This is a genomic window from Streptomyces sp. NPDC005303 (genome assembly GCF_040607335.1).
Taxonomy (GTDB): domain Bacteria; phylum Actinomycetota; class Actinomycetes; order Streptomycetales; family Streptomycetaceae; genus Streptomyces.
In genome coordinates, this window is record NZ_JBEXGM010000012.1 from 81010 (window position 1) to 99760 (window position 18751).

An 18751-nucleotide genomic window follows, 5' to 3' on the forward strand; every position below is an offset into this window, starting at 1 on the left:
CGGTGACCGGGGCTCGTGCACCGGCCCGGGACCCCTCAGATCCCGAGTTCCTTCGCCTCGTGCAGCTTGGCGATCGCCTCCTTGTCGCCGTCCAGCTCCACCTTGGCCGCGCTCTGCCGCCCGTACAGGAACAGCAGCAGTTCCGAGGGCTCGCCGGTCACCGTCACGACCGGGGTGCCGCGGTGCGCGACCGCCGTCTGGCCGTCCGGGCGGCGCAGCACCAGACCGGTGGGGACACCGCGGCCCATCAGCCGGGCGGTGCGCTCCAGACGGGACCACAGGGTGTCCTGGAAGACCGGGTCCAGCTCGCGCGGCGTCCAGTCGGGGCGGGCTCGCCGGACGTCCTCCGTGTGGACGTAGAACTCCACCGTGTTCGACAGCTCCTCGACCTGCTTGAGCTGGAACGGCGAGAAGCGCGGCGGACCCGTACGAATGAGCTGGATCAGCTCCGCGTAGGGCTTCTCGGAGAACTCGGCCATCACCCGGTCCAGGCGGGACGCGAGCTGCTTGATCAGCAGACCGCCGGCGGCGTCGGGACGGCGCTCTCGCACCACCACGTGCGCCGCGAGATCGCGGGTGAGCCAGCCCTCGCAGAGGGTGGGGGCCTCCGGGCCCTCCGCCTCCAACAGGTCGGCGAGGAGAAGTCGTTCACGCTTGGCGAAAGTCGACATGCAGTCAGCCTACGGCCGCCCGGCAAGTCCGCCCAGTGGACACCCCACCCGGCTTCCCCGGGTCCGCCCAGTGGACACCGGCCCGGTTCTGTCAGTGGCGCGCGGCACAATGGCACCCATGACCAGCACGCCCCCGCCCGCCCGTCACCCGGCCACCGCCCCTCATCGAGGCGCTTCGCGCCACAGTGCTCCATCCAGTCGCCTCGCCCCCGAGATCGCCGCGCGCCTCAAGCGCAGCGACGACGGACTCGTCCCCGCCATCGCCCAGCAGTACGACACCGGTGAGGTGCTCATGCTCGGCTGGATGGACGACGAGGCGCTGCACCGCACGCTGACCACCGGCCGCTGCACCTACTGGTCGCGCAGCCGCCGGGAGTACTGGGTCAAGGGCGACACTTCCGGGCACTTCCAGTGGGTCAAGTCCGTCGCCCTGGACTGTGACGCCGACACCGTGCTGGTCAAGGTGGACCAGGTCGGCGCCGCCTGCCACACCGGCGCGCGGACCTGTTTCGACGAGGACGTACTCCTCAAGGACGGCGCTGATTCCGGTGCCGCCGCCTCGGATCAGTAAGGTCAGCCGCCATGGACATCGAGGCCTTCCGCAAGCTGGCCACCGACCGCCGTGTCATCCCCGTCACGCGCAAGCTCCTGGCCGACGGCGACACCCCGGTCGCCCTCTACCGCAAACTCGCCGCCGAGCGCCCCGGCACCTTCCTGCTGGAGTCCGCGGAGAACGGCCGCTCGTGGTCCCGCTACTCCTTCGTGGGCGTGCGCTCGGCCGCGGCCCTGACCGCGCGTGACGGACAGGCGCACTGGCTCGGCACCCCACCGGTCGGCGTCCCCGTCGACGGCGACCCGCTGGCCGCCCTGCGCGCCACCGTCGAGGCCCTGCACACCCCGCACCAGGAAGGCCTGCCGCCCTTCACCGGCGGCATGGTCGGCTATCTCGGCTACGACATCGTCCGCCGCCTGGAGAAGATCGGACCGGGGGAGCGGGACGACCTCAACCTGCCTGAGCTGACCATGCTGCTCACCAGCGACCTCGCCGTCATGGACCACTGGGAGGGCTCGGTCCTGCTGATCGCCAACGCGATCAACCACAACGACCTCGACACCGGCGTCGACGAGGCCTACGCGGACGCGGTGGCCCGCCTGGACGCCATGGAGGCGGACCTGTCCCGCGCGGTGGCCCAGCCCCCGGCGGTCCTGCCGCCCTCCGAGCTGCCCGAGTACACCGCGCTCTGGGGCGGCCCCGACTTCCAGGAGGCCGTCGAGGACATCAAGGAGCGCATCCGGGCCGGGGAGGCCTTCCAGGTCGTCCCCTCCCAGCGCTTCGAGACGCCGTGCACGGCAAGCGCGTTGGACGTCTACCGGGTCCTGCGGGCCACGAACCCCTCCCCGTACATGTACCTGTTCCGCTTCGACGGCTTCGACGTCGTGGGCTCGTCCCCCGAGGCCCTGGTCAAGGTCGAGGACGGGCACGCGATGGTGCACCCCATCGCCGGCACCCGGTGGCGCGGGGCGACCCCGCAGGAGGACCAGGCCCTCGCCGACGAGCTCCTCGCCGACCCGAAGGAGCGCGCCGAGCACCTCATGCTGGTGGACCTCGGCCGCAACGACCTGGGGCGGGTCTGCGAACCCGGCTCGGTCGAGGTCGTCGACTTCATGTCCGTCGAGCGCTACTCCCACGTGATGCACATCGTCTCCACGGTCACCGGCAAGGTCGCGCCGGACCGCACCGCCTTCGACGTCCTGACCGCCTGCTTCCCCGCGGGCACCCTCTCCGGCGCCCCCAAGCCGCGCGCGATGCAGATCATCGACGAACTGGAGCCGTCCCGGCGCGGGTTGTACGGCGGCTGCGTCGGCTACCTCGACTTCGCGGGCGACTCCGACACCGCGATCGCCATCCGTACGGCCCTCCTCCGCGACGGCACGGCCTACGTCCAGGCCGGCGCCGGCATCGTCGCCGACTCCGACCCGGTCGCCGAGGACGCCGAGTGCCGCAACAAGGCCGCGGCAGTCCTGCGGGCGGTCCACACGGCGAACCGGCTCGGCAAGTAGGGGCCTTCGGCGCCGAATGAGGCGCTTCTCACGGAACCCCGGGTCACCGTTCGCCCGGGGTTCGGGTGATAGTGGGGTAGTGACTGCTGTACCGCACCCCCGTTCCGAAGCCGCCGGACCCGCCAGGGCCGGACGTCTGAGTCTCGCCGTCGCCCTGCTGTGCGGCGCGCTCGGCGCCGCCGTGGCGCTGCTGGCCACCCGTCAGCAGTGGGCCGAGGGCACCGCGACCGTGGCCGGCGGCGCCTTTCCCCTGACCGCCAAGGGCAGCGACGTCACCAGCGTCCCCGCCGCCCTGGCCATAGTCGGCCTCGCCGCGCTCGTCGCCGTCTTCGCCGTCCGCAAGGCGGGGCGTTTCCTGGTCGCCGCGCTGCTCGCGCTCTCCGGCGCGGGAATCGTCACCGCGGCACTGGTCGGGGCGAGCGATTCGTCCGCGCTGGACGAGCAGGCGGCCAAGGCCTCCGGCGACACCTCGGCGACCGTCGCTTCCCTCTCGCACACCGCCTGGCCGTATGTCGCCCTGGTGGGCGGTGCGCTGATCCTTCTGGCCGGGCTGCTCGCTCTGCGGTACGGGCGGTTGTGGCCCGCGATGTCGGGGCGGTACGAGCGGGACGGGGCGCCCCGGGTGCGGCGCAAGGCCGCTGTGGTGGATCCCGACCGGCCCGAGGACATCTGGAAGGCGCTCGATCGCGGGGAAGATCCCACGGGGGCGTAGCGGTCGGATCGTGGCCGTGGGCCGGTGCAGGCTGGTCGCGCCCACGCGGCGGAGCCGCACCTCGATGCAGCCCCGCGCCCCTGGGGGGTGCGTGCAGGTGCCCCCCGAGCACATCGCGCCCTCGCGTGCGGAACAATGGACCCCGAGCGTCCGGCTCAGTCACGTACTTCAGCACCTAGGAGCAAGCAATGGCGGGCAGCAGCCACGGTCACACCCCGGCCGCCTGGACCGGTGTCACAATCGCCTTCATCGGTTTCTGCGTCGCGGGCGCCTTCATGGTGATGGCCCAGCCGGCGGGCTTCTGGGCCGGTATGGCGATCGTGGTCATCGGCGGTGTCGTCGGCTGGATCATGAGCGCCATGGGGATGGGCATGCCCAAGGACGCCCACAAGCCGCTCGCCACCTCGCGGCCCGAGTCGGCGGACGCCAAGAGCTGACACACGGACCACGTGAAGGGGCGGCCCGGCGAAACTGCCGGGGCCGCCCCCACGCGTTCGGGGGGAGGGCGGGGGACAATGCCGGACGTGAACGCCGACACTCAGCGTGTGCTGTCCCGAACCGGTCTGCCGGGGCGCCTGGCCGTCCCGGGCGGAATCCTCGCGGCCGTCGCCGGGGCCTTCGCGTACGTGGGGACCGTGGACCCCAACCAGCCCGGCCACTACCCCGTCTGCCCGCTCTACCGGATCACCGGCCTGTACTGCCCCGGCTGCGGCGGCCTGCGCAGCGCGCACGCGTTCATCCACGGCGACTTCCTGGGCGCCCTCCAGGACAACGCGATGGCCGTGGTGGGCTATCTGGGCTTCGCCGTGCTGTGGACCGTCTGGGTGGTCCGGGCGGCGCGCGGACGGCCGCTGAACCCAGGTCTCGGGCCGGTGCACCTGTGGACGGCGGGGGCGTTGCTGCTGGTCTTCACGGTTGTCCGGAACCTGCCGTTCGGTGGCTGGCTGCATCCTTGATCACCGGCGAACGTCCAGGTAGTGGGACCGGTGTCAACCGGATGTGAGGCCTACGCCCTCCTGCGGATACCATCGCAGTGACCACTTGTTCTCATCGGTCGCTGGAACTGTCAACCGTCTGGAAGGGGGCCGCTCGCGTGAGTGTGCTCGACGAGATCATCGACGGAGTCCGTGCCGACCTCGCGGAACGGCAGGCGCGCGTCAGCCTCGACGAGCTCAAGGAGCGCGCGGCGAAGGCTCCCGCGGCCAAGGACGGGGTGGCCGCACTGCGCGGCGACGGCGTCAAGGTCATCTGCGAGGTCAAGCGCTCCAGCCCCTCGAAGGGCGCGCTGGCCGCGATCGCCGACCCGGCGGGCCTCGCCGCCGACTACGAGGCGGGCGGCGCGGCCGTCATCTCCGTCCTCACCGAACAGCGCCGCTTCGGCGGCTCCCTGGCCGACCTGGAGGCCGTCCGCGCGCGCGTGGACATCCCGGTCCTGCGCAAGGACTTCATCGTCACGTCGTACCAGCTGTGGGAGGCCCGGGCCTACGGCGCCGACCTCGCGCTGCTCATCGTCGCGGCCCTGGAGCAGCCCGCCCTGGAGTCCCTGATCGAGCGCGCCGAGTCCATCGGCCTCACCCCGCTCGTCGAGGTCCACGACGAGGACGAGGTCGAGCGCGCGGTGGACGCCGGAGCGAAGATCATCGGCGTCAACGCGCGTAACCTCAAGACCCTCGAGGTCGACCGCGGCACGTTCGAGCGCATCGCCCCCGAGATCCCCGCCCACCTGGTCAAGGTCGCCGAGTCCGGCGTCCGCGGCCCGCACGACCTGATCGCCTACGCCAACGCCGGCGCCGACGCGGTCCTGGTGGGCGAGTCCCTGGTCACCGGCAAGGACCCGAAGACGGCGGTCTCCGACCTGGTGGCGGCCGGCGAGCATCCGGCCCTCCGCCACGGGCGCGGCTGATCTTTCGCTAGGCTTCCCCCGATGACGCTCACGACGACGACCACGGACAGGTACGCCCGCCTCGCGCGCGGATGCCGCCCCCGTGGTTGCCGTGCGCCCGCGCGGCGCGTCCATGGTCGCCGGGTGCGGTACGTCATCGGAGACGAACCCGGACAAGTGAACGGCATGCGATGGCAGCGCCCCTTCGGGGGCGCGGGGAACTGCGCGACCAGCCACTGACGGCCTGCAGTCGACCAGCAACTTCCCGCCCCCACGGCGATTAGTGCACTCAACACACACTCACCGTGAGGTTCAGCCATGCCCAGCGAGTTCTTCATCCCCGACCCCGAGGGTCAGGTCCCCAGCGCCGAGGGCTACTTCGGCGCGTTCGGCGGCAAGTTCATCCCGGAGGCCCTCGTCGCCGCCGTGGACGAGGTCGCCGTCGAGTACGACAAGGCCAAGCACGACCCCGAGTTCGCCCGCGAGCTCGACGACCTGCTCGTGCACTACACGGGCCGCCCTTCAGCGCTCACCGAGGTGCCGAGGTTCGCCGAGCACGCCGGTGGCGCCACGGTCTTCCTGAAGCGGGAGGACCTCAACCACACCGGCTCCCACAAGATCAACAACGTCCTCGGTCAGGCCCTGCTCACCAAGCGCATGGGCAAGACCCGGGTGATCGCGGAGACCGGCGCCGGCCAGCACGGCGTCGCCACCGCCACCGCCTGCGCGCTCTTCGGCCTCGAGTGCACCATCTACATGGGCGAGATCGACACCCGGCGCCAGGCCCTCAACGTGGCCCGGATGCGCATGCTCGGCGCCGAGGTCATCGCCGTGAAGTCCGGCAGCCGCACGCTGAAGGACGCCATCAACGAGGCCTTCCGCGACTGGGTCGCCAACGTCGACCGCACGCACTACCTGTTCGGCACGGTCGCGGGACCGCACCCCTTCCCGGCCATGGTTCGCGACTTCCACCGGGTCATCGGTGTCGAGGCCCGCCGCCAGCTCCTGGAGCGGGCCGGCCGGCTCCCCGACGCGGCCATCGCCTGCGTCGGCGGCGGCTCGAACGCCATCGGCCTGTTCCACGCCTTCATCCCGGACACCGGCGTACGCCTCATCGGCTGCGAGCCCGCCGGGCACGGGGTGGAGACCGGCGAGCACGCGGCGACCCTCACCGCGGGCGAGCCCGGCATCCTGCACGGCTCCCGCTCCTACGTCCTCCAGAACGAGGAGGGCCAGATCACCGAGCCCTACTCCATCTCGGCCGGTCTGGACTACCCGGGCATCGGCCCCGAGCACTCCTACCTCAAGGACTCCGGACGCGGTGAGTACCGCGCGGTCACCGACGACGCGGCCATGCAGGCGCTGCGCCTGCTGTCGCGCACCGAGGGCATCATCCCGGCCATCGAGAGCGCCCACGCGCTGGCCGGCGCCCTGGAGGTCGGCAAGGAGCTCGGCAGGGACGGGCTGATCGTCGTCAACCTGTCCGGCCGCGGCGACAAGGACATGGACACGGCCGCACGCTACTTCGGCCTGTACGACACCGACGCCGAGGTCGCCGCCGACCAGGACGCCGAGACCGCCGAGATCGAGGGGGACGCCAAGTGAGCGGGAACATTCAGCTGCTGTCCGACACCCTCGCCGCCGCCAAGGCCGAGGGCCGGTCCGCGCTCATCGCCTACCTCCCGGCCGGGTTCCCGACCGTGGACGGCGGCATCGAGGCGATCAAGGCCGCCTTCGACGGCGGCGCGGACGTCGTCGAGGTCGGTCTGCCGCACAGCGACCCCGTCCTCGACGGCCCCGTCATCCAGACCGCCGACGACATCGCCCTGCGCGGCGGCGTCAAGATCGCGGACGTCATGCGGACGGTCAAGGAGACCCACGAGGCCACCGGGAAGCCGGTGCTCGTGATGACGTACTGGAACCCCATCGACCGCTACGGCGTCGAGCGCTTCACCGCCGAGCTCGCCGAGGCGGGCGGCGCGGGCTGCATCCTGCCCGACCTGCCCGTCCAGGAGTCGGCGCTGTGGAGGGAGCACGCTCACAAGCACGGGCTCGCCACGGTCTTCGTGGTCGCGCCCAGCAGCAAGGACGCGCGGCTCGCCGAGATCACCGCGGCCGGCAGCGGATTCGTCTACGCCGCCTCGCTGATGGGCGTCACGGGCACGCGTGAGTCGGTCGGGGCGCAGGCGCAGGACCTGGTCGAGCGCACCCGGGCCGCCGGTGCCGGGGCCGATCTGCCCGTCTGTGTCGGGCTCGGTGTCTCCAACGCCGAGCAGGCCGCCGAGGTGGCCGGCTTCGCCGACGGCGTGATCGTCGGCTCGGCCTTCGTGAAGCGGATGCTGGACGCGCCGGACGACAAGGCGGGCGTCGAGGGCGTCCGCGCACTCGCGGGCGAGCTCGCGAAGGGCGTGCGCCGACAGGCGTAGGCCGGCCGTACGCCTGTCAGGGCATCACGGAAGAATTCGGTCACTCGAACGGGTGGACCTGGGGCCGGGGAGGCGCGGTGCGCCTCCCCGGTTCGTTCTGCGGGTGTGAGCGAGAAGAACCGTGAGGGAAAGCGCACCGCCCGCGAGCGGCTGGCGGAGGAGCGCGCGAAGCAGAAGTCCGCGGAGAAGCGGCGCCGGGTGCTGATCGTGGGCGCGAGTGTGGTGTGCGTCCTCGGTCTCGCGGCGGTCGTCGGCGTCGTCGCGGCCAACGCAGGCAAGGACAAGGACAGCAAATCGGGCCCGGTCGTGGCGCCCTCGGGGGCCAAGGGGCAGGACAGCCTCGCCATCCCGGTCGGCAAGGAGGGCGCCAAGTCGACGCTCGTCGTCTGGGAGGACTTCCGCTGCCCGGCCTGCAAGGCCTTCGAAGCGGCGTACCGCCCCACCGTCCATGAGCTGACCGAATCCGGGAAGCTCAAGGTCGAGTACCACCTGGCGACGATCATCGACGGCAACATGGGCGGTACCGGCTCCCGCACCGCGGCCAATGCCGCGGCCTGCGCACAGGACGCGGGGAAGTTCCCGGCGTACCACGACGTGTTGTACGAGAACCAGCCCGACGAGACCAGCGACGAGTACGCCGGCACCGAGAAACTCCTCGAACTGGCGAAGAAGGTCGACGGTCTCGACACGCCCGCCTTCCGGTCCTGCGTCGAGAAGGGCACCCACAACAGCTGGGTGGACAAGTCCGCGGCCGTCTTCCGCCACGGTGGCTTCTCCGGCACCCCGACCGTGCTGCTCGACGGCAAGAACATCTACCAGGACCGGTCGATGACCCCGGCGAAGCTGAAGCAGCAGGTGGAGGCCGCCGACAAGGGGTGAGGGCCGGTAAGGGGGCGGGCGCCTTCTCTCACCGGCCTGTTATGGACCCGTTGCCGGGCCGCCCGCCGTGGGCCCGGCCCGGCAGGGTAGCGTCGACCCTGCCATGGAACTTGCCTACATTCCCAGCCCGTCGCGCGGGGTGATCCACCTCGGTCCCATCCCGCTGCGTGGCTACGCGTTCTGCATCATCATCGGCGTCTTCGTTGCCGTCTGGCTCGGCAACAAGCGCTGGCTCGCCCGCGGCGGGCGAGCCGGCACGGTGGCCGACATCGCGGTCTGGGCCGTGCCGTTCGGACTGCTCGGCGGCCGCCTCTACCACGTGATCACGGACTACGAGCTGTACTTCAGCGAGGGCCGTGACTGGGTGGACGCCTTCAAGATCTGGGAGGGCGGTCTCGGCATCTGGGGCGCGATCGCGCTCGGTGCGGTGGGCGCGTGGATCGGCTGCCGCCGCCGGGGCATCCCGCTGCCGGCCTACGCCGACGCCATCGCCCCCGGTATCGCCCTGGCGCAGGCCATCGGGCGCTGGGGCAACTGGTTCAACCAGGAGCTGTACGGCAAGCCGACCGACCTGCCGTGGGCCCTGCACATCACGTCCTCCACGGACGGGCGGGTACCGGGCTACTACCACCCGACCTTCCTGTACGAGTCGCTGTGGTGCGTCGGCGTCGCGCTCCTCGTCATCTGGGCCGACCGCCGCTTCAAGCTCGGGCACGGACGGGCGTTCGCGCTGTATGTCGCCGCATACTGCACGGGGCGCGGCTGGATCGAGTACATGCGCATCGACGACGCCCACCACATCTTCGGGGTCCGGCTCAACGTCTGGACCGCGATCATCGTGTTCCTGCTCGCGGTGACGTACATCGTGGTGTCGGCGAAGAAGCGGCCGGGGCGTGAGGAAGTCGTCGAGCCGGGCGCGGATGCCGCCGACGACGAGGCCGAAGAGGACGCGAAGACCGAGGACGCGAAGACCGAGGACGCGAAGACCGAAGGCGCGCAGGCCGACGGCGGGAAGAAGACCGAGCCCGCCTCCGCCGAGGTGACGGACGAGGCCGAGGCCGAGTCCGCGAAGAAGACCTGACGGTCGGTCGTACGTCGACGAGGGCGCCCCGGATCGCCGGGGCGCCCTCGTCGTGTGTCAGCCGCGGTGGGCGAGGGACAGGGTCCGGTGGGCCTGGGTCACCACCGCCGCGTCGACGAAGGTGCCGTCCGGGAGGGCCTGGGCCCCCTGGTGGGCCTCCGCCGCCTTGATGATCGTCTCCGCGTGCTCGATCTCCTCCTGCGTGGGGAGGTAGGCACGTTCGATCACCGGGAGTTGGCGGGGATGGACGGCTGCCCGGCCCAGGAAGCCCAGGGCGCGGCCGTGGGCGCAGGAGGATCTCAGACCCTCCAGGTCCCGGATGTCGGGGTGGACCGACTGGGACGGGGGAGGAAGGGCCGCCGCTCTCGCCGCCACGACCACCCGGGAGCGGGACCAGTCCAGGCCTCCGTCGTGCCGTACGCCCAGGTCGGCGCGGAGGTCCGCCTCACCGAGGGCGATGCCTCGCAGGTTCGGGTGGGCGGTGGCGATGGCGTAGGCGTGCTCGACGCCCAGGGCTGATTCCAGGAGGGCGTACAGGGGTGGGGCGCCTCCCGCGGACCGGGCCGTCGTCCGTACGACGTCGATGATCTGCGCGGGGGCGGTGACCTTGGGCAGGCGCAGGCCGGAGACGCCAGGGAGGGCGGCGAGCGCTGCCAGGTCCGCTGCCGCCCAGGGGCTGTCCAGGGCGTTCACCCGGACGTGGACCGGGATCGGCTGGGGGTCGCCGAGACGTTCGGCGGTTGCCTCGCGGGCGTACCGCTTGCGGTTGGGGGCGACCGCGTCCTCCAGATCGACGACCACGACGTCGGCCCCGGCCGCCAGCGCCTTGGTGACGATCTCCGGGCTGTCACCGGGGACATAGAGCCAGGTCAGAGGGTACGGCCTCACAGGGCGCCCTCCGTGCGCAGCGCTTTCAACTCGGCCTCGGTCAGGCCCAGTTCCGTCAGGATCTCATCGGTGTCCGCGCCGTGCGGACGGCCCGCCCAGCGGATCGCGCCAGGGGTCGAGGAGAGCCGGAACAGGACGTTCTGCATGCGCAGCGGGCCGAGTTCGGGGTCGTCGACCGTGGTGACGGTGTCGAGCGCCTGGTACTGCGGGTCGGTCATCACGTCCCGGATGTCCTGGATCGGCGCGATGGCGGCCTCCGCCTTCTCGAAGGCCGCGAGGACGTCGACGCGGGTGCGTGCGGCGATCCAGGAACCGACCGCCGCGTCGAGGATGTCGGCGTGGGCGGCCCGCTGGGCGCCGGTCGCGAACCACGGTTCGTCGATCAGTTCCGGGCGGCCCACCAGGTGCATCACGCGTTCGGCGATGGACTGGGCCGAGGTGGAGACGGCGACCCAGGTGCCGTCGGCCGTGCGGTAGGTGTTGCGCGGGGCGTTGTTGGCGGAGCGGTTGCCGGTGCGCTCCTGGACGTGACCGAGCTGGTCGTACCAGGTCGGCTGGGGGCCGAGGACCGTCAGGATCGGCTCGATGATCGCCATGTCGACGACCTGGCCCTCGCCCGTGCGGTCGCGGGCCGCGAGCGCTGTCATCACCGCGTACGCCGTGGCCAGGCCCGCGATGCAGTCGGCCAGGCCGAAAGGCGGCAGGACCGGGGGTGCGTCCGGTTCGCCGGTGATCGCCGCGAAGCCGCTCATCGCCTCCGCGAGGGTGCCGAAGCCGGGGCGACGGGAGTAGGGGCCGAACTGTCCGAAGCCGGTGACGCGGGTGAGGACCAGGCGGGGGTTGACGGCGGAAAGCTCGGGCCAGCCGAGGTCCCACTTCTCCAGGGTGCCGGGGCGGAAGTTCTCGATGACCACGTCCGCCGAGGCGGCCAGCTTGAGGAATGTGGTCCGGCCGCCCGGCTTGGACAGGTCCAGGGTGATCGTGCGCTTGTTGCGGCCCAGGACCTTCCACCACAGGCCGATGCCGTCCTTGGAGGGGCCGTGGCCGCGGGAGGGGTCCGGTTTCGTGGGGTGCTCGATCTTGACGACCTCCGCGCCGAAGTCGCCGAGCAGGGTGGCGGCGAGGGGGCCGGCGAAGAGGGTGGCCGCGTCGAGCACGCGCAGGCCCTCGAGGGGGGTCTCGGTCATGACGTGTACCGGGCCTCGATCTCGGAGCGGTAGGGCATCGACGCCGAGGCGCCTTCCCGTTGGACGGAGAGCGCGGCCGCCGCGGCGGCCCAGGCCATCGCCTCCCGGATCGGCCGTTCCTCGCCCAGGGCCACGGCGAGTGCGCCCACGAACGTGTCGCCCGCACCCGTGGAGTCCACCGCGCTGACCTGCGGGGCGGGGACGACGAGGGGTTCGGCGTCCCGGGTCAGATACAGGCTGCCCGCCGCCCCCAGGGTGATCACCACGCGCGGGACCCGGTCGAGGAGGGCGGCGCCCGCGGCGAACGGGTCGGCGAGGCCGGTGAGGGTGGCCGCCTCGTGCTCGTTGGGGACCAACAGGTCGGTGGCGGCGAGGAGTTCGGGCGGCAGGGGCTGGACCGGGGCGGGGGTGAGGATCGTACGGACGCCGTGGCCGCGAGCCGTCTGCGCGCCCGCGAGGACCGCTGCCAGGGGGATCTCCAGCTGGAGGAGCAGGGCGTCCGCCGAGGCGATCAGGCCTTCGTCGCCGGGGACGAGATGGTCGACGGTGCCGTTCGCACCGGGGACGACGACGATCGCGTTGCCGCCCTCGTCGTCCACGACGATGTGCGCGGTGCCGGAGGGGCCCTCGACGGTGCGCAGGTGGTCGGTGGTGACGCCGGAGTGTTCGAGGGTGGAGCGCAGGCGGGTGCCGAAGTTGTCGTGGCCGACCGCGCCGATCATCGAGACGGTGGCGCCGGCGCGGGCCGCGGCGATCGCCTGGTTGGCGCCCTTGCCGCCGGGGATCGTACGGAACTCCCTCCCGGTGACGGTCTCCCCGAGCCGGGGTGCTTTCTCGGCGTAGGCGACCAGGTCCATGTTCGTGCTGCCGAGCACGGCGATGTGGGTCATGAGCGAGCAGCCTCCCGGTGGGTGAGGTGGGCCAGGGTGTCGAAGCCGGTGCCGTTGAAGTCGGCGACGGAGGTGGCCAGGCGGTTCTTCAGGGGGGTGGTCCAGCGGTCGGGGAGGTTGTCGGGGGCGCCGGCCAGGAGGGCGGCGATGCTGCCCGCGGTGGCGCCGTTGGAGTCGGTGTCCCAGCCGCCGCCGACCGCTCTGCGGACGGAGCCGGTGAAGTCGCCGTTCGCGTGGGTGAGGGCGGCGGCGATCAGCGCGGTGTTGGGTACGGCGTGGACCCAGTGGTGGGTCGCGGTGTGGGTGGCGTGGAGTTCGTCCACGACCGTGTCGAAGTCGTCGTGCTGTCCGGCCAGTCGGACGGCGTGGGTGATGGCTTTGGCCAGACGGGAGTTCGGGGGGATCACGGTGAGGCCGGTGCGCAGACAGGTGTGGATGTCGGGGGTCGCCGCCGCCTGGGCGATCACGGCTGCCGTGAACATCGCCGCGTAGACGCCGTTCGCCGTGTGGGTGAGGGTGGCGTCCCGGTGGGCCTGTTCGGCCGCACCCGCCGGGTCGCCGGGGTTGGTCCAGCCGTGGACGTCCGCGCGGATCAGGGCGCCGATCCATTCGCGGAAGGGGTTGCGGTGGCGGGCCGTTCTGGGGGGTTCCAGGCCCTGGAGGAGGTTGCGGTAGGCGATGCGTTCGGCGGTGAAGGTGCGGCCGGCGGGCAGTTCGTCGAGCCAGAGCCGCGCCACGTCCGTGGTGGTGAAGTGCCTGCCGTGGCGTCGGAGCAACAGCAGGTTCAGCAGGGGGTAGTTGAGGTCGTCGTCCTCGGGCATGCCGTCGATGTTCTCGGCGAGGGAGGTGGCCGCCGAGCGGCGGTTCCAGGGGTGGGCGGCGAGGAGTTCGGCGGGGACGCCCTTCGCGGTGAAGTAGGTGTTCAGGGGCCAGTTTCCGGTGGACCGGGCCAGTGCGCGGATGGCTTCGAGGGGGAGCTTCTCCACGGGTTTGCCCAGCAGGCAGCCCACGGCCCGGCCCAGCCAGGCAGCTTCCAGCCCGGCCTGGGTGAGGGGGGCCGGGGAGGCGGGCGCCGGCCAGTTCCGGCAGCGGGCCTTGATCCTCGCGAGGTCGGTGGGCTCGTCGTCCTCCAACGCGCTCGGGAGGTCCGCCAGTTCGTCCAGCAGGTCCTCCGCGAGCTGCCGCAGATACCTGGACGCGGGCTCCGCCGAGGCGCCCGCCCGGGTCGGCGCCTGTCTGCCTCCCGCCGCTCGCCACCTTGCCGCGACCGCCGACGGCTCCCTGCCGTCCTGGGCCGCCTGGCGCAGTTCGTGGCCGATTAGGTCCTCCGGCTGGACCCAGGTCAGTCGGAGCATCCCGGGCCCCCCAGTTCCGCGAAGGCCGCCTCGCGCGCCCTGCGGCGGTCCACGTCCCTCTCGAAGATCTCCCTGGTCACTGTGGTCAGCGTCGCCGCCGGTTCCCACAGGTCCAGGCGGCTCGCCTCCGAGACCGTCTTCGCCCAGTCGTCCGGGACCGGGGAGCCGAGGGCGCCCGCCATCGCACCGGCCATGGTGGCGATCGAGTCGCAGTCCCTGCCGTAGTTCACCGCGCCGAGGACCGCTTGGCGGTAGTCGCCCGCGGCCACGAGCAACATGCCCAGGGCGATGGGGAGTTCCTCGATGGTGTGGAGCCGGGAGGGGCGGCGGGCGCCGAGGGAGGGGCTGCGGTAGTCGGGGCCGACCGTGTCATAGGGAGCCACGGCGGCCCGCAGGGGTCGTAGGGCCGATTCGAAGTCCGTGTGGCGGGTGGCCACTTCGCAGACCTTCTCGATCGCCGTCCTCGTGCCGTCCTTCGCCAGCCGCAGACAGGCCGTCACGACCGAGTCCGGGGTCGCGCCCGGCTCGCACGCCGCCGCCACCGCCGCCGCGAGGACTCCCGCCGCCTCTCGGCCGTACGACGACTGGTGGGCGCCCGCGATGTCCAGGGCCTCGGTGTAGGCGGCCCGCGGGTCGGCCGCGTTGACCAGGCCGACCGGGGCCATGTACATCGCCGCACCGCAGTTGACGACATTGCCCACGCCTGCTTCCCGGGGGTCGACGTGGCCGTAGTGCAGGCGGGTGACCAGCCACTTCTCCGCGAGGAAGATGCGGTGCAGGGGGAGGGCCTCCGCCTCCAGTTCCGGGATCCAGCGCGGGTTCGTCATCAGGTCGGGGACCAGGTGGTCGGCGACCGCGTAGGCGTCGAGGTGGTCCCTGACCCGGTCGTACACGCGGATCAGCGCGTGGGTCATCAAGGTGTCGTCGGTGACGTGGCCGTCGCCCTTGTGGTACGGGGCGATGGGGCGGGCGGTGCGCCAGGCGTCGCCGTTCCAGGGGCCGACGATGCCATGGACGCGGCCGGCGTGGCGTTCGAGGATCTGGTCGGGGGAGTAGCCCTCGACGGGGCCGCCGAGGGCGTCGCCCACCGCCGCTCCGACGAGGGCTCCGGTGATGCGGTCTTCGAGACTGCTTTCTTGGCTTTTGGGCGTCATGCCCGGAATCATCCTCCTGGGAGGGGTGGTTGTGCGGCTTCCAGGAGTTCGGCGAGTTCCACGAGGTCCGTGCCGGTGAGACGGGGCAGGGCGCAGCCGGAGAGGGTGCGGCAGGAGTCCCGCCAGGCGGCGGGGATCGCGGTGGCGCCGCCGAGTGCGCCGGTCAGGGCGCCCACCAGAGCCGGGGCCGAGTCGGCCACCCGGGAGAGGCAGGCGGCCGCGGGGATCGCCTCGGCGATACGGCCCTGTGCGGCGGTTGCCAGGGCGAGGGCCACCGGGACGGTCTCGGCGGCGGCGATGCCGTAGCTGTAGACGTGGTCGACGATCTCGTGTTCCAGGGTGGGGATCAGGGCGAAGGCGGTGCCGGCGGTTCGGGCGAGGTGCAGGGCGTGCCGGGCGTTGCGGCCGATCTCCGTCTCCTCGGGGAGCTCGGTGAGGGCCGCCGTCACACAGGCGTCGACGCAGGCGCCGGCCAGCGCCATGGAGACGGCCGCGGCCATCGCTCGCGCGCCGTGCACCCCGTCTCCGTCCTGGGAGTAGCGGGCGTCGAACTCGGCCAGGTCCGCGGCGAGTTCGGGGCTGCCGGGGTGGGCGACCGCGAGGACGCAGGCCCTGATGCAGGCGGCGTCGTCGAAGTAGTGCGGGTTGTCGTGGCCGGTGGCGGGTGGGCGCAGACCGGTGGCGAGGTTGCCGAGTCCCGCTCGCACGGAGATACGGGCGCGCAGGGGGAGGACGGCGGACTCGATCTCGGGGGCCCGGCCCGCCGCGGCGGCCACTTCGGCGGCGAGGGCGTTCCAGGTGAGGTCGATGGCGGCTCTCGTACGGCGTTCTCTGGTCAGGTCGCCGAGGGCGGTGTCGTCTCCTGCCCTGAGGAGGGCCTCCGCGGTGAAGGCCGCCCATTCGGCGTCGTCGGAGGGGCCGAGGCGGAGGGGTTCGGGGGGCTGGTTGAGGGCGATGGGGACGGGGAGGGTGGTGGTGGCGTTCTGTTCGGCGAAGGTGTCCAGTTCGCGGGTGAGGCGGCGGGTCCAGTCGGGCATGCGGGCGGCTCTGTGGCGGGCGGCGGGCCAGCCGGCGGCGTCGCCTGCGGCAAGGCCCAGGAGGAGGCCGGTTACTCTCCGAACGGCCTCAGCAGCCTCGGCTTCGCCTTCGGCCTTTGTGTTCCCACCCGCACCACCCGTGCGACTTTCGTGGTCGGGTGCGGGTGGCCCCGACGGGGCGAACTCGCCGTCGGCGGACGCGGGAGCGTTCGGTTTCGCCGTGCACCCGAGATCGGCAGCACCCGACCTGTTCGTCGAGCCCTCGCCCCACGGTCCCGGCGGCCTCACCGGCCCGCCCCCGGTTCCTCGCCCGCCGCCAGGGCGAAGGCGTCCGGGTCGGGTGGGGGCCACTCCTGCGCGAGACCGGTCGTGCCCCACTTCCCGTCCTCGCCCGCCACCAGCAACTCCGCCACGTCCAGCACGTGATGGCCCGCCATGGAGGGCAGACAGCTGCCTCTCGCCGGGCCGATCGCCGCGGCCCACGCCGCCGGGATCGCCGAGGCACCCTTCGTCGCGCCGGCCAGCGCCCCCGCCACCGCAGCCGTCGTGTCCGCGTCTCTCCCCATGTTCACCGCCGTCAGCACCGCCTCGCGGAAGTCGCCGTCCGCCGCCGCGTACGCGCCGAAGGCGAGGGCCACCGCCTCCGGGGCCAGGTCGGTCCACGGATAGCCGCCGATCACCACCGCGGAGCGGACCGCCTTTTCGCCCCTGTGGGCCACCGCCACGGCGCGGCGCAGGGAGCGGGCGGTCCAGCTGTCGTCCGGGATCACCGCCAGGGCGGAGGCGACGACCGTGATCGTCGGGGCGCCCGCCATCGCCGCCGCCACTCCCGCGGCGACCGCCTGGCCGCCGTAGATGCCCTCGCCGTCGTGGCTCACCGAGCCGTCGACGGCCACCAGGCGGGCCGCCTCCGCGGGGCGGCCCGCCGCGAAGACGCCGAAGGGGGCCGCCCGCATGGCCAGGCCGTCGCTCCAGGCGTGGCGGTGCTGGGCCGAGATCGGGGCCGCCAGGCCGCGGCGGAGGTTCTCGAGGGTGCCGCGCTCGCTGAAGCCCGCCCCCCGGAAGGGGCCCTCGTCGCGGTCCGCGATCCACTCGTGCCAGGCCGCCTCCACATGGGAGGGGGCGAGGGCCGAGCCGTGGCGGGCGAGGAGCAGGCCGGAGAAGATCGCGTACTCCGTGTCGTCCGTGCCGGTCGGCTCATCCACCACGTACCCCTCGATACGGCCCCAGCGGGCGCGGATCTGCGAGGGCTTCAGGTTCTCGGCGGGGGCTCCGAGAGCGTCCCCGACCGCCAGGCCCAGCAGGGCGCCGCGGGCCCGCTCACGGAGTTCGGCGGCGTCCTGGGGCGCCGGGACCGAGGAAACGCGGGCGATCGATGTCATGCGCGGCCTCTCCGGGGAGCAGAGGAGGTTCTGCGCCGAGCGCGGAACCTTTTGCTGCATATGTCCCACCATCGGCGGTTGACCGCAGCCTCCCTGCCCTCAACGTCACCCGGTCGACATCTGAGCGCGCTCATGATCGTCTGCGCATTCGAAGGTAAAGCCGCAGGTTAGCCGAGCCTTTCCTTGCTGGCGGAGGGGAATGGGGCGACGTACTGTGGGCGTTGTTGAGAATTAGAATGTGTCCAAAGTTAGCTTTGGCTTAGCTTCCCTGGGGGACCGGAATGGCCGTCATCGACATCGAAGCGCCGCTGCACGAGGCCCACCGCGACAACCACACGCATCGGGACGTGAACGGCGGCTGGCTCAGGCCCGCCGTCTTCGGCGCCATGGACGGACTGGTCTCCAACCTCGCGCTCATGACCGGAGTCGCCGGTGGGGCCGTCGGCCAGCACACCATCGTGCTGACCGGACTCGCGGGGCTCGCCGCCGGTGCCTTCTCCATGGCCGCCGGCGAGTACACCTCCGTCGCCTCCCAGCGCGAGCTCGTCGAGGCCGAGCTGGATGTGGAGCGCCGGGAGCTGCGCAAGCACCCGCAGGACGAGGAGGCCGAGCTCGCGGCCCTGTACGAGGGGCGCGGTGTCGAGCCCGAGCTGGCGCGCGAGGTCGCCCGGCAGTTGTCGAAGGACCCCGAGCAGGCCCTTGAGATCCATGCCCGTGAGGAGCTGGGGATCGATCCGGGAGATCTGCCCTCGCCGCTCGTCGCCGCCGTGTCCAGCTTCGGGTCCTTCGCCCTGGGTGCCCTCCTCCCCCTGCTCCCGTATCTGCTCGGCGCCACCGCGCTCTGGCCGGCCCTGCTGCTCGCCCTGATCGGGCTCTTCGCCTGCGGTGCCGTCGTGGCCAGGGTGACCGCGCGGACCTGGTGGTACAGCGGGCTCCGGCAGCTCGTCCTGGGAGGCGCGGCGGCCGGTGTGACGTACGCCCTGGGCAGTTTCTTCGGAACGGCCGTAGGATAGATCGGCTGCTACTTATGCGTTGGGCAGCATAAGTAGCCGTTACTCGCTGGTTTCGAATGCTTAACCACTGGGCATGAGCCGTAAGCGCTGCGGGCAATGACGCTTGCGGTGCGCTCGCGGGGTCGGCGACGAC

Annotated in this window: 19 protein-coding genes; 11 read left to right on the forward strand and 8 right to left on the reverse strand. The window is 72.2% G+C overall.

The window, feature by feature from the left end; all coding sequences use genetic code 11:
* Window positions 1-35: 35 nt before the first annotated feature.
* Window positions 36-671: a TIGR03085 family metal-binding protein gene (locus ABZT93_RS19220; RefSeq protein ID WP_356105897.1), complete on the reverse strand. Its 636-nt coding sequence runs from the start codon at window positions 669-671 to the stop codon at window positions 36-38.
* A 118-nt stretch (window positions 672-789) separates the two neighbouring features.
* On the opposite strand from ABZT93_RS19220, the gene hisI reads away from it, so the two are divergent.
* From hisI to lgt, 10 genes are all read left to right on the forward strand, one after another.
* A complete protein-coding gene (hisI, locus tag ABZT93_RS19225) occupies window positions 790-1242 on the forward strand; it encodes a phosphoribosyl-AMP cyclohydrolase (RefSeq protein WP_356105899.1) in 453 nt (150 codons plus the stop codon).
* 11 nt (window positions 1243-1253) lie between these two features.
* Window positions 1254-2732, forward strand: a complete 1479-nt coding sequence (locus tag ABZT93_RS19230) for an anthranilate synthase component I (protein ID WP_356105901.1) — start codon at window positions 1254-1256, stop codon at window positions 2730-2732.
* A 79-nt stretch (window positions 2733-2811) separates the two neighbouring features.
* On the forward strand, window positions 2812-3444 hold the full coding sequence (locus tag ABZT93_RS19235; protein WP_356105902.1) for a TIGR02234 family membrane protein: 633 nt from the start codon (window positions 2812-2814) through the stop codon (window positions 3442-3444).
* A gap of 188 nt (window positions 3445-3632) precedes the next feature.
* Window positions 3633-3881 (forward strand): HGxxPAAW family protein, encoded by a 249-nt coding sequence (locus ABZT93_RS19240; RefSeq protein WP_031048141.1) that lies wholly within the window; start codon window positions 3633-3635, stop codon window positions 3879-3881.
* Window positions 3882-3959: 78 nt separating this feature from the next.
* The gene (locus tag ABZT93_RS19245; protein ID WP_356105904.1) at window positions 3960-4400 is read left to right on the forward strand and encodes a DUF2752 domain-containing protein; all 441 of its coding nucleotides are present in this window, start codon (window positions 3960-3962) and stop codon (window positions 4398-4400) included.
* Window positions 4401-4537: 137 nt separating this feature from the next.
* Window positions 4538-5347, forward strand: coding sequence for an indole-3-glycerol phosphate synthase TrpC (trpC, locus tag ABZT93_RS19250; protein WP_031048148.1), 810 nt, complete (start codon window positions 4538-4540; stop codon window positions 5345-5347).
* A 297-nt stretch (window positions 5348-5644) separates the two neighbouring features.
* On the forward strand, window positions 5645-6931 hold the full coding sequence (trpB, locus tag ABZT93_RS19255) for a tryptophan synthase subunit beta (protein WP_356105906.1): 1287 nt from the start codon (window positions 5645-5647) through the stop codon (window positions 6929-6931).
* A complete protein-coding gene (trpA, locus tag ABZT93_RS19260; RefSeq protein WP_356105907.1) occupies window positions 6928-7752 on the forward strand; it encodes a tryptophan synthase subunit alpha in 825 nt (274 codons plus the stop codon). The genes trpB and trpA overlap by 4 nt, the downstream gene beginning before the upstream one ends.
* A gap of 105 nt (window positions 7753-7857) precedes the next feature.
* Entirely contained in the window at window positions 7858-8631 is a 774-nt protein-coding gene (locus tag ABZT93_RS19265; RefSeq protein WP_356105909.1) for a thioredoxin domain-containing protein, read from the forward strand.
* Between the two features lie 103 nt (window positions 8632-8734).
* The gene (lgt, locus tag ABZT93_RS19270) at window positions 8735-9712 is read left to right on the forward strand and encodes a prolipoprotein diacylglyceryl transferase (RefSeq protein WP_356105910.1); all 978 of its coding nucleotides are present in this window, start codon (window positions 8735-8737) and stop codon (window positions 9710-9712) included.
* A gap of 57 nt (window positions 9713-9769) precedes the next feature.
* Here lgt and ABZT93_RS19275 read toward each other — a convergent pair whose 3' ends face one another.
* Genes ABZT93_RS19275 through ABZT93_RS19305 form a run of 7 tightly spaced genes read right to left on the reverse strand, consistent with a single transcriptional unit; the run spans window position 9770 to window position 17605 of the window.
* Window positions 9770-10600: a CoA ester lyase gene (locus ABZT93_RS19275; protein WP_356105912.1), complete on the reverse strand. Its 831-nt coding sequence runs from the start codon at window positions 10598-10600 to the stop codon at window positions 9770-9772.
* On the reverse strand, window positions 10597-11787 hold the full coding sequence (locus ABZT93_RS19280) for a CoA transferase (protein ID WP_356105914.1): 1191 nt from the start codon (window positions 11785-11787) through the stop codon (window positions 10597-10599). The genes ABZT93_RS19275 and ABZT93_RS19280 overlap by 4 nt, the downstream gene beginning before the upstream one ends.
* Window positions 11784-12677, reverse strand: coding sequence for a ribokinase (rbsK, locus tag ABZT93_RS19285; RefSeq protein WP_356105916.1), 894 nt, complete (start codon window positions 12675-12677; stop codon window positions 11784-11786). Before rbsK ends, ABZT93_RS19280 begins: the two co-directional genes overlap by 4 nt.
* On the reverse strand, window positions 12674-14032 hold the full coding sequence (locus tag ABZT93_RS19290; RefSeq protein ID WP_356105918.1) for an ADP-ribosylglycohydrolase family protein: 1359 nt from the start codon (window positions 14030-14032) through the stop codon (window positions 12674-12676). Before ABZT93_RS19290 ends, rbsK begins: the two co-directional genes overlap by 4 nt.
* Window positions 14020-15186, reverse strand: coding sequence for an ADP-ribosylglycohydrolase family protein (locus ABZT93_RS19295; protein WP_356105920.1), 1167 nt, complete (start codon window positions 15184-15186; stop codon window positions 14020-14022). The genes ABZT93_RS19290 and ABZT93_RS19295 overlap by 13 nt, the downstream gene beginning before the upstream one ends.
* Before the next feature lie 8 nt (window positions 15187-15194).
* Window positions 15195-16574 carry an ADP-ribosylglycohydrolase family protein gene (locus ABZT93_RS19300; protein ID WP_356105921.1) on the reverse strand — a complete coding sequence of 460 codons (1380 nt, stop codon included), beginning with the start codon at window positions 16572-16574 and terminating at the stop codon, window positions 15195-15197.
* Window positions 16508-17605: an ADP-ribosylglycohydrolase family protein gene (locus ABZT93_RS19305; RefSeq protein WP_356105923.1), complete on the reverse strand. Its 1098-nt coding sequence runs from the start codon at window positions 17603-17605 to the stop codon at window positions 16508-16510. The genes ABZT93_RS19300 and ABZT93_RS19305 overlap by 67 nt, the downstream gene beginning before the upstream one ends.
* A 281-nt stretch (window positions 17606-17886) precedes the next feature.
* On the opposite strand from ABZT93_RS19305, the gene ABZT93_RS19310 reads away from it, so the two are divergent.
* Window positions 17887-18618 (forward strand): VIT1/CCC1 transporter family protein, encoded by a 732-nt coding sequence (locus ABZT93_RS19310; RefSeq protein ID WP_356105925.1) that lies wholly within the window; start codon window positions 17887-17889, stop codon window positions 18616-18618.
* Window positions 18619-18751: the final 133 nt, after the last annotated feature.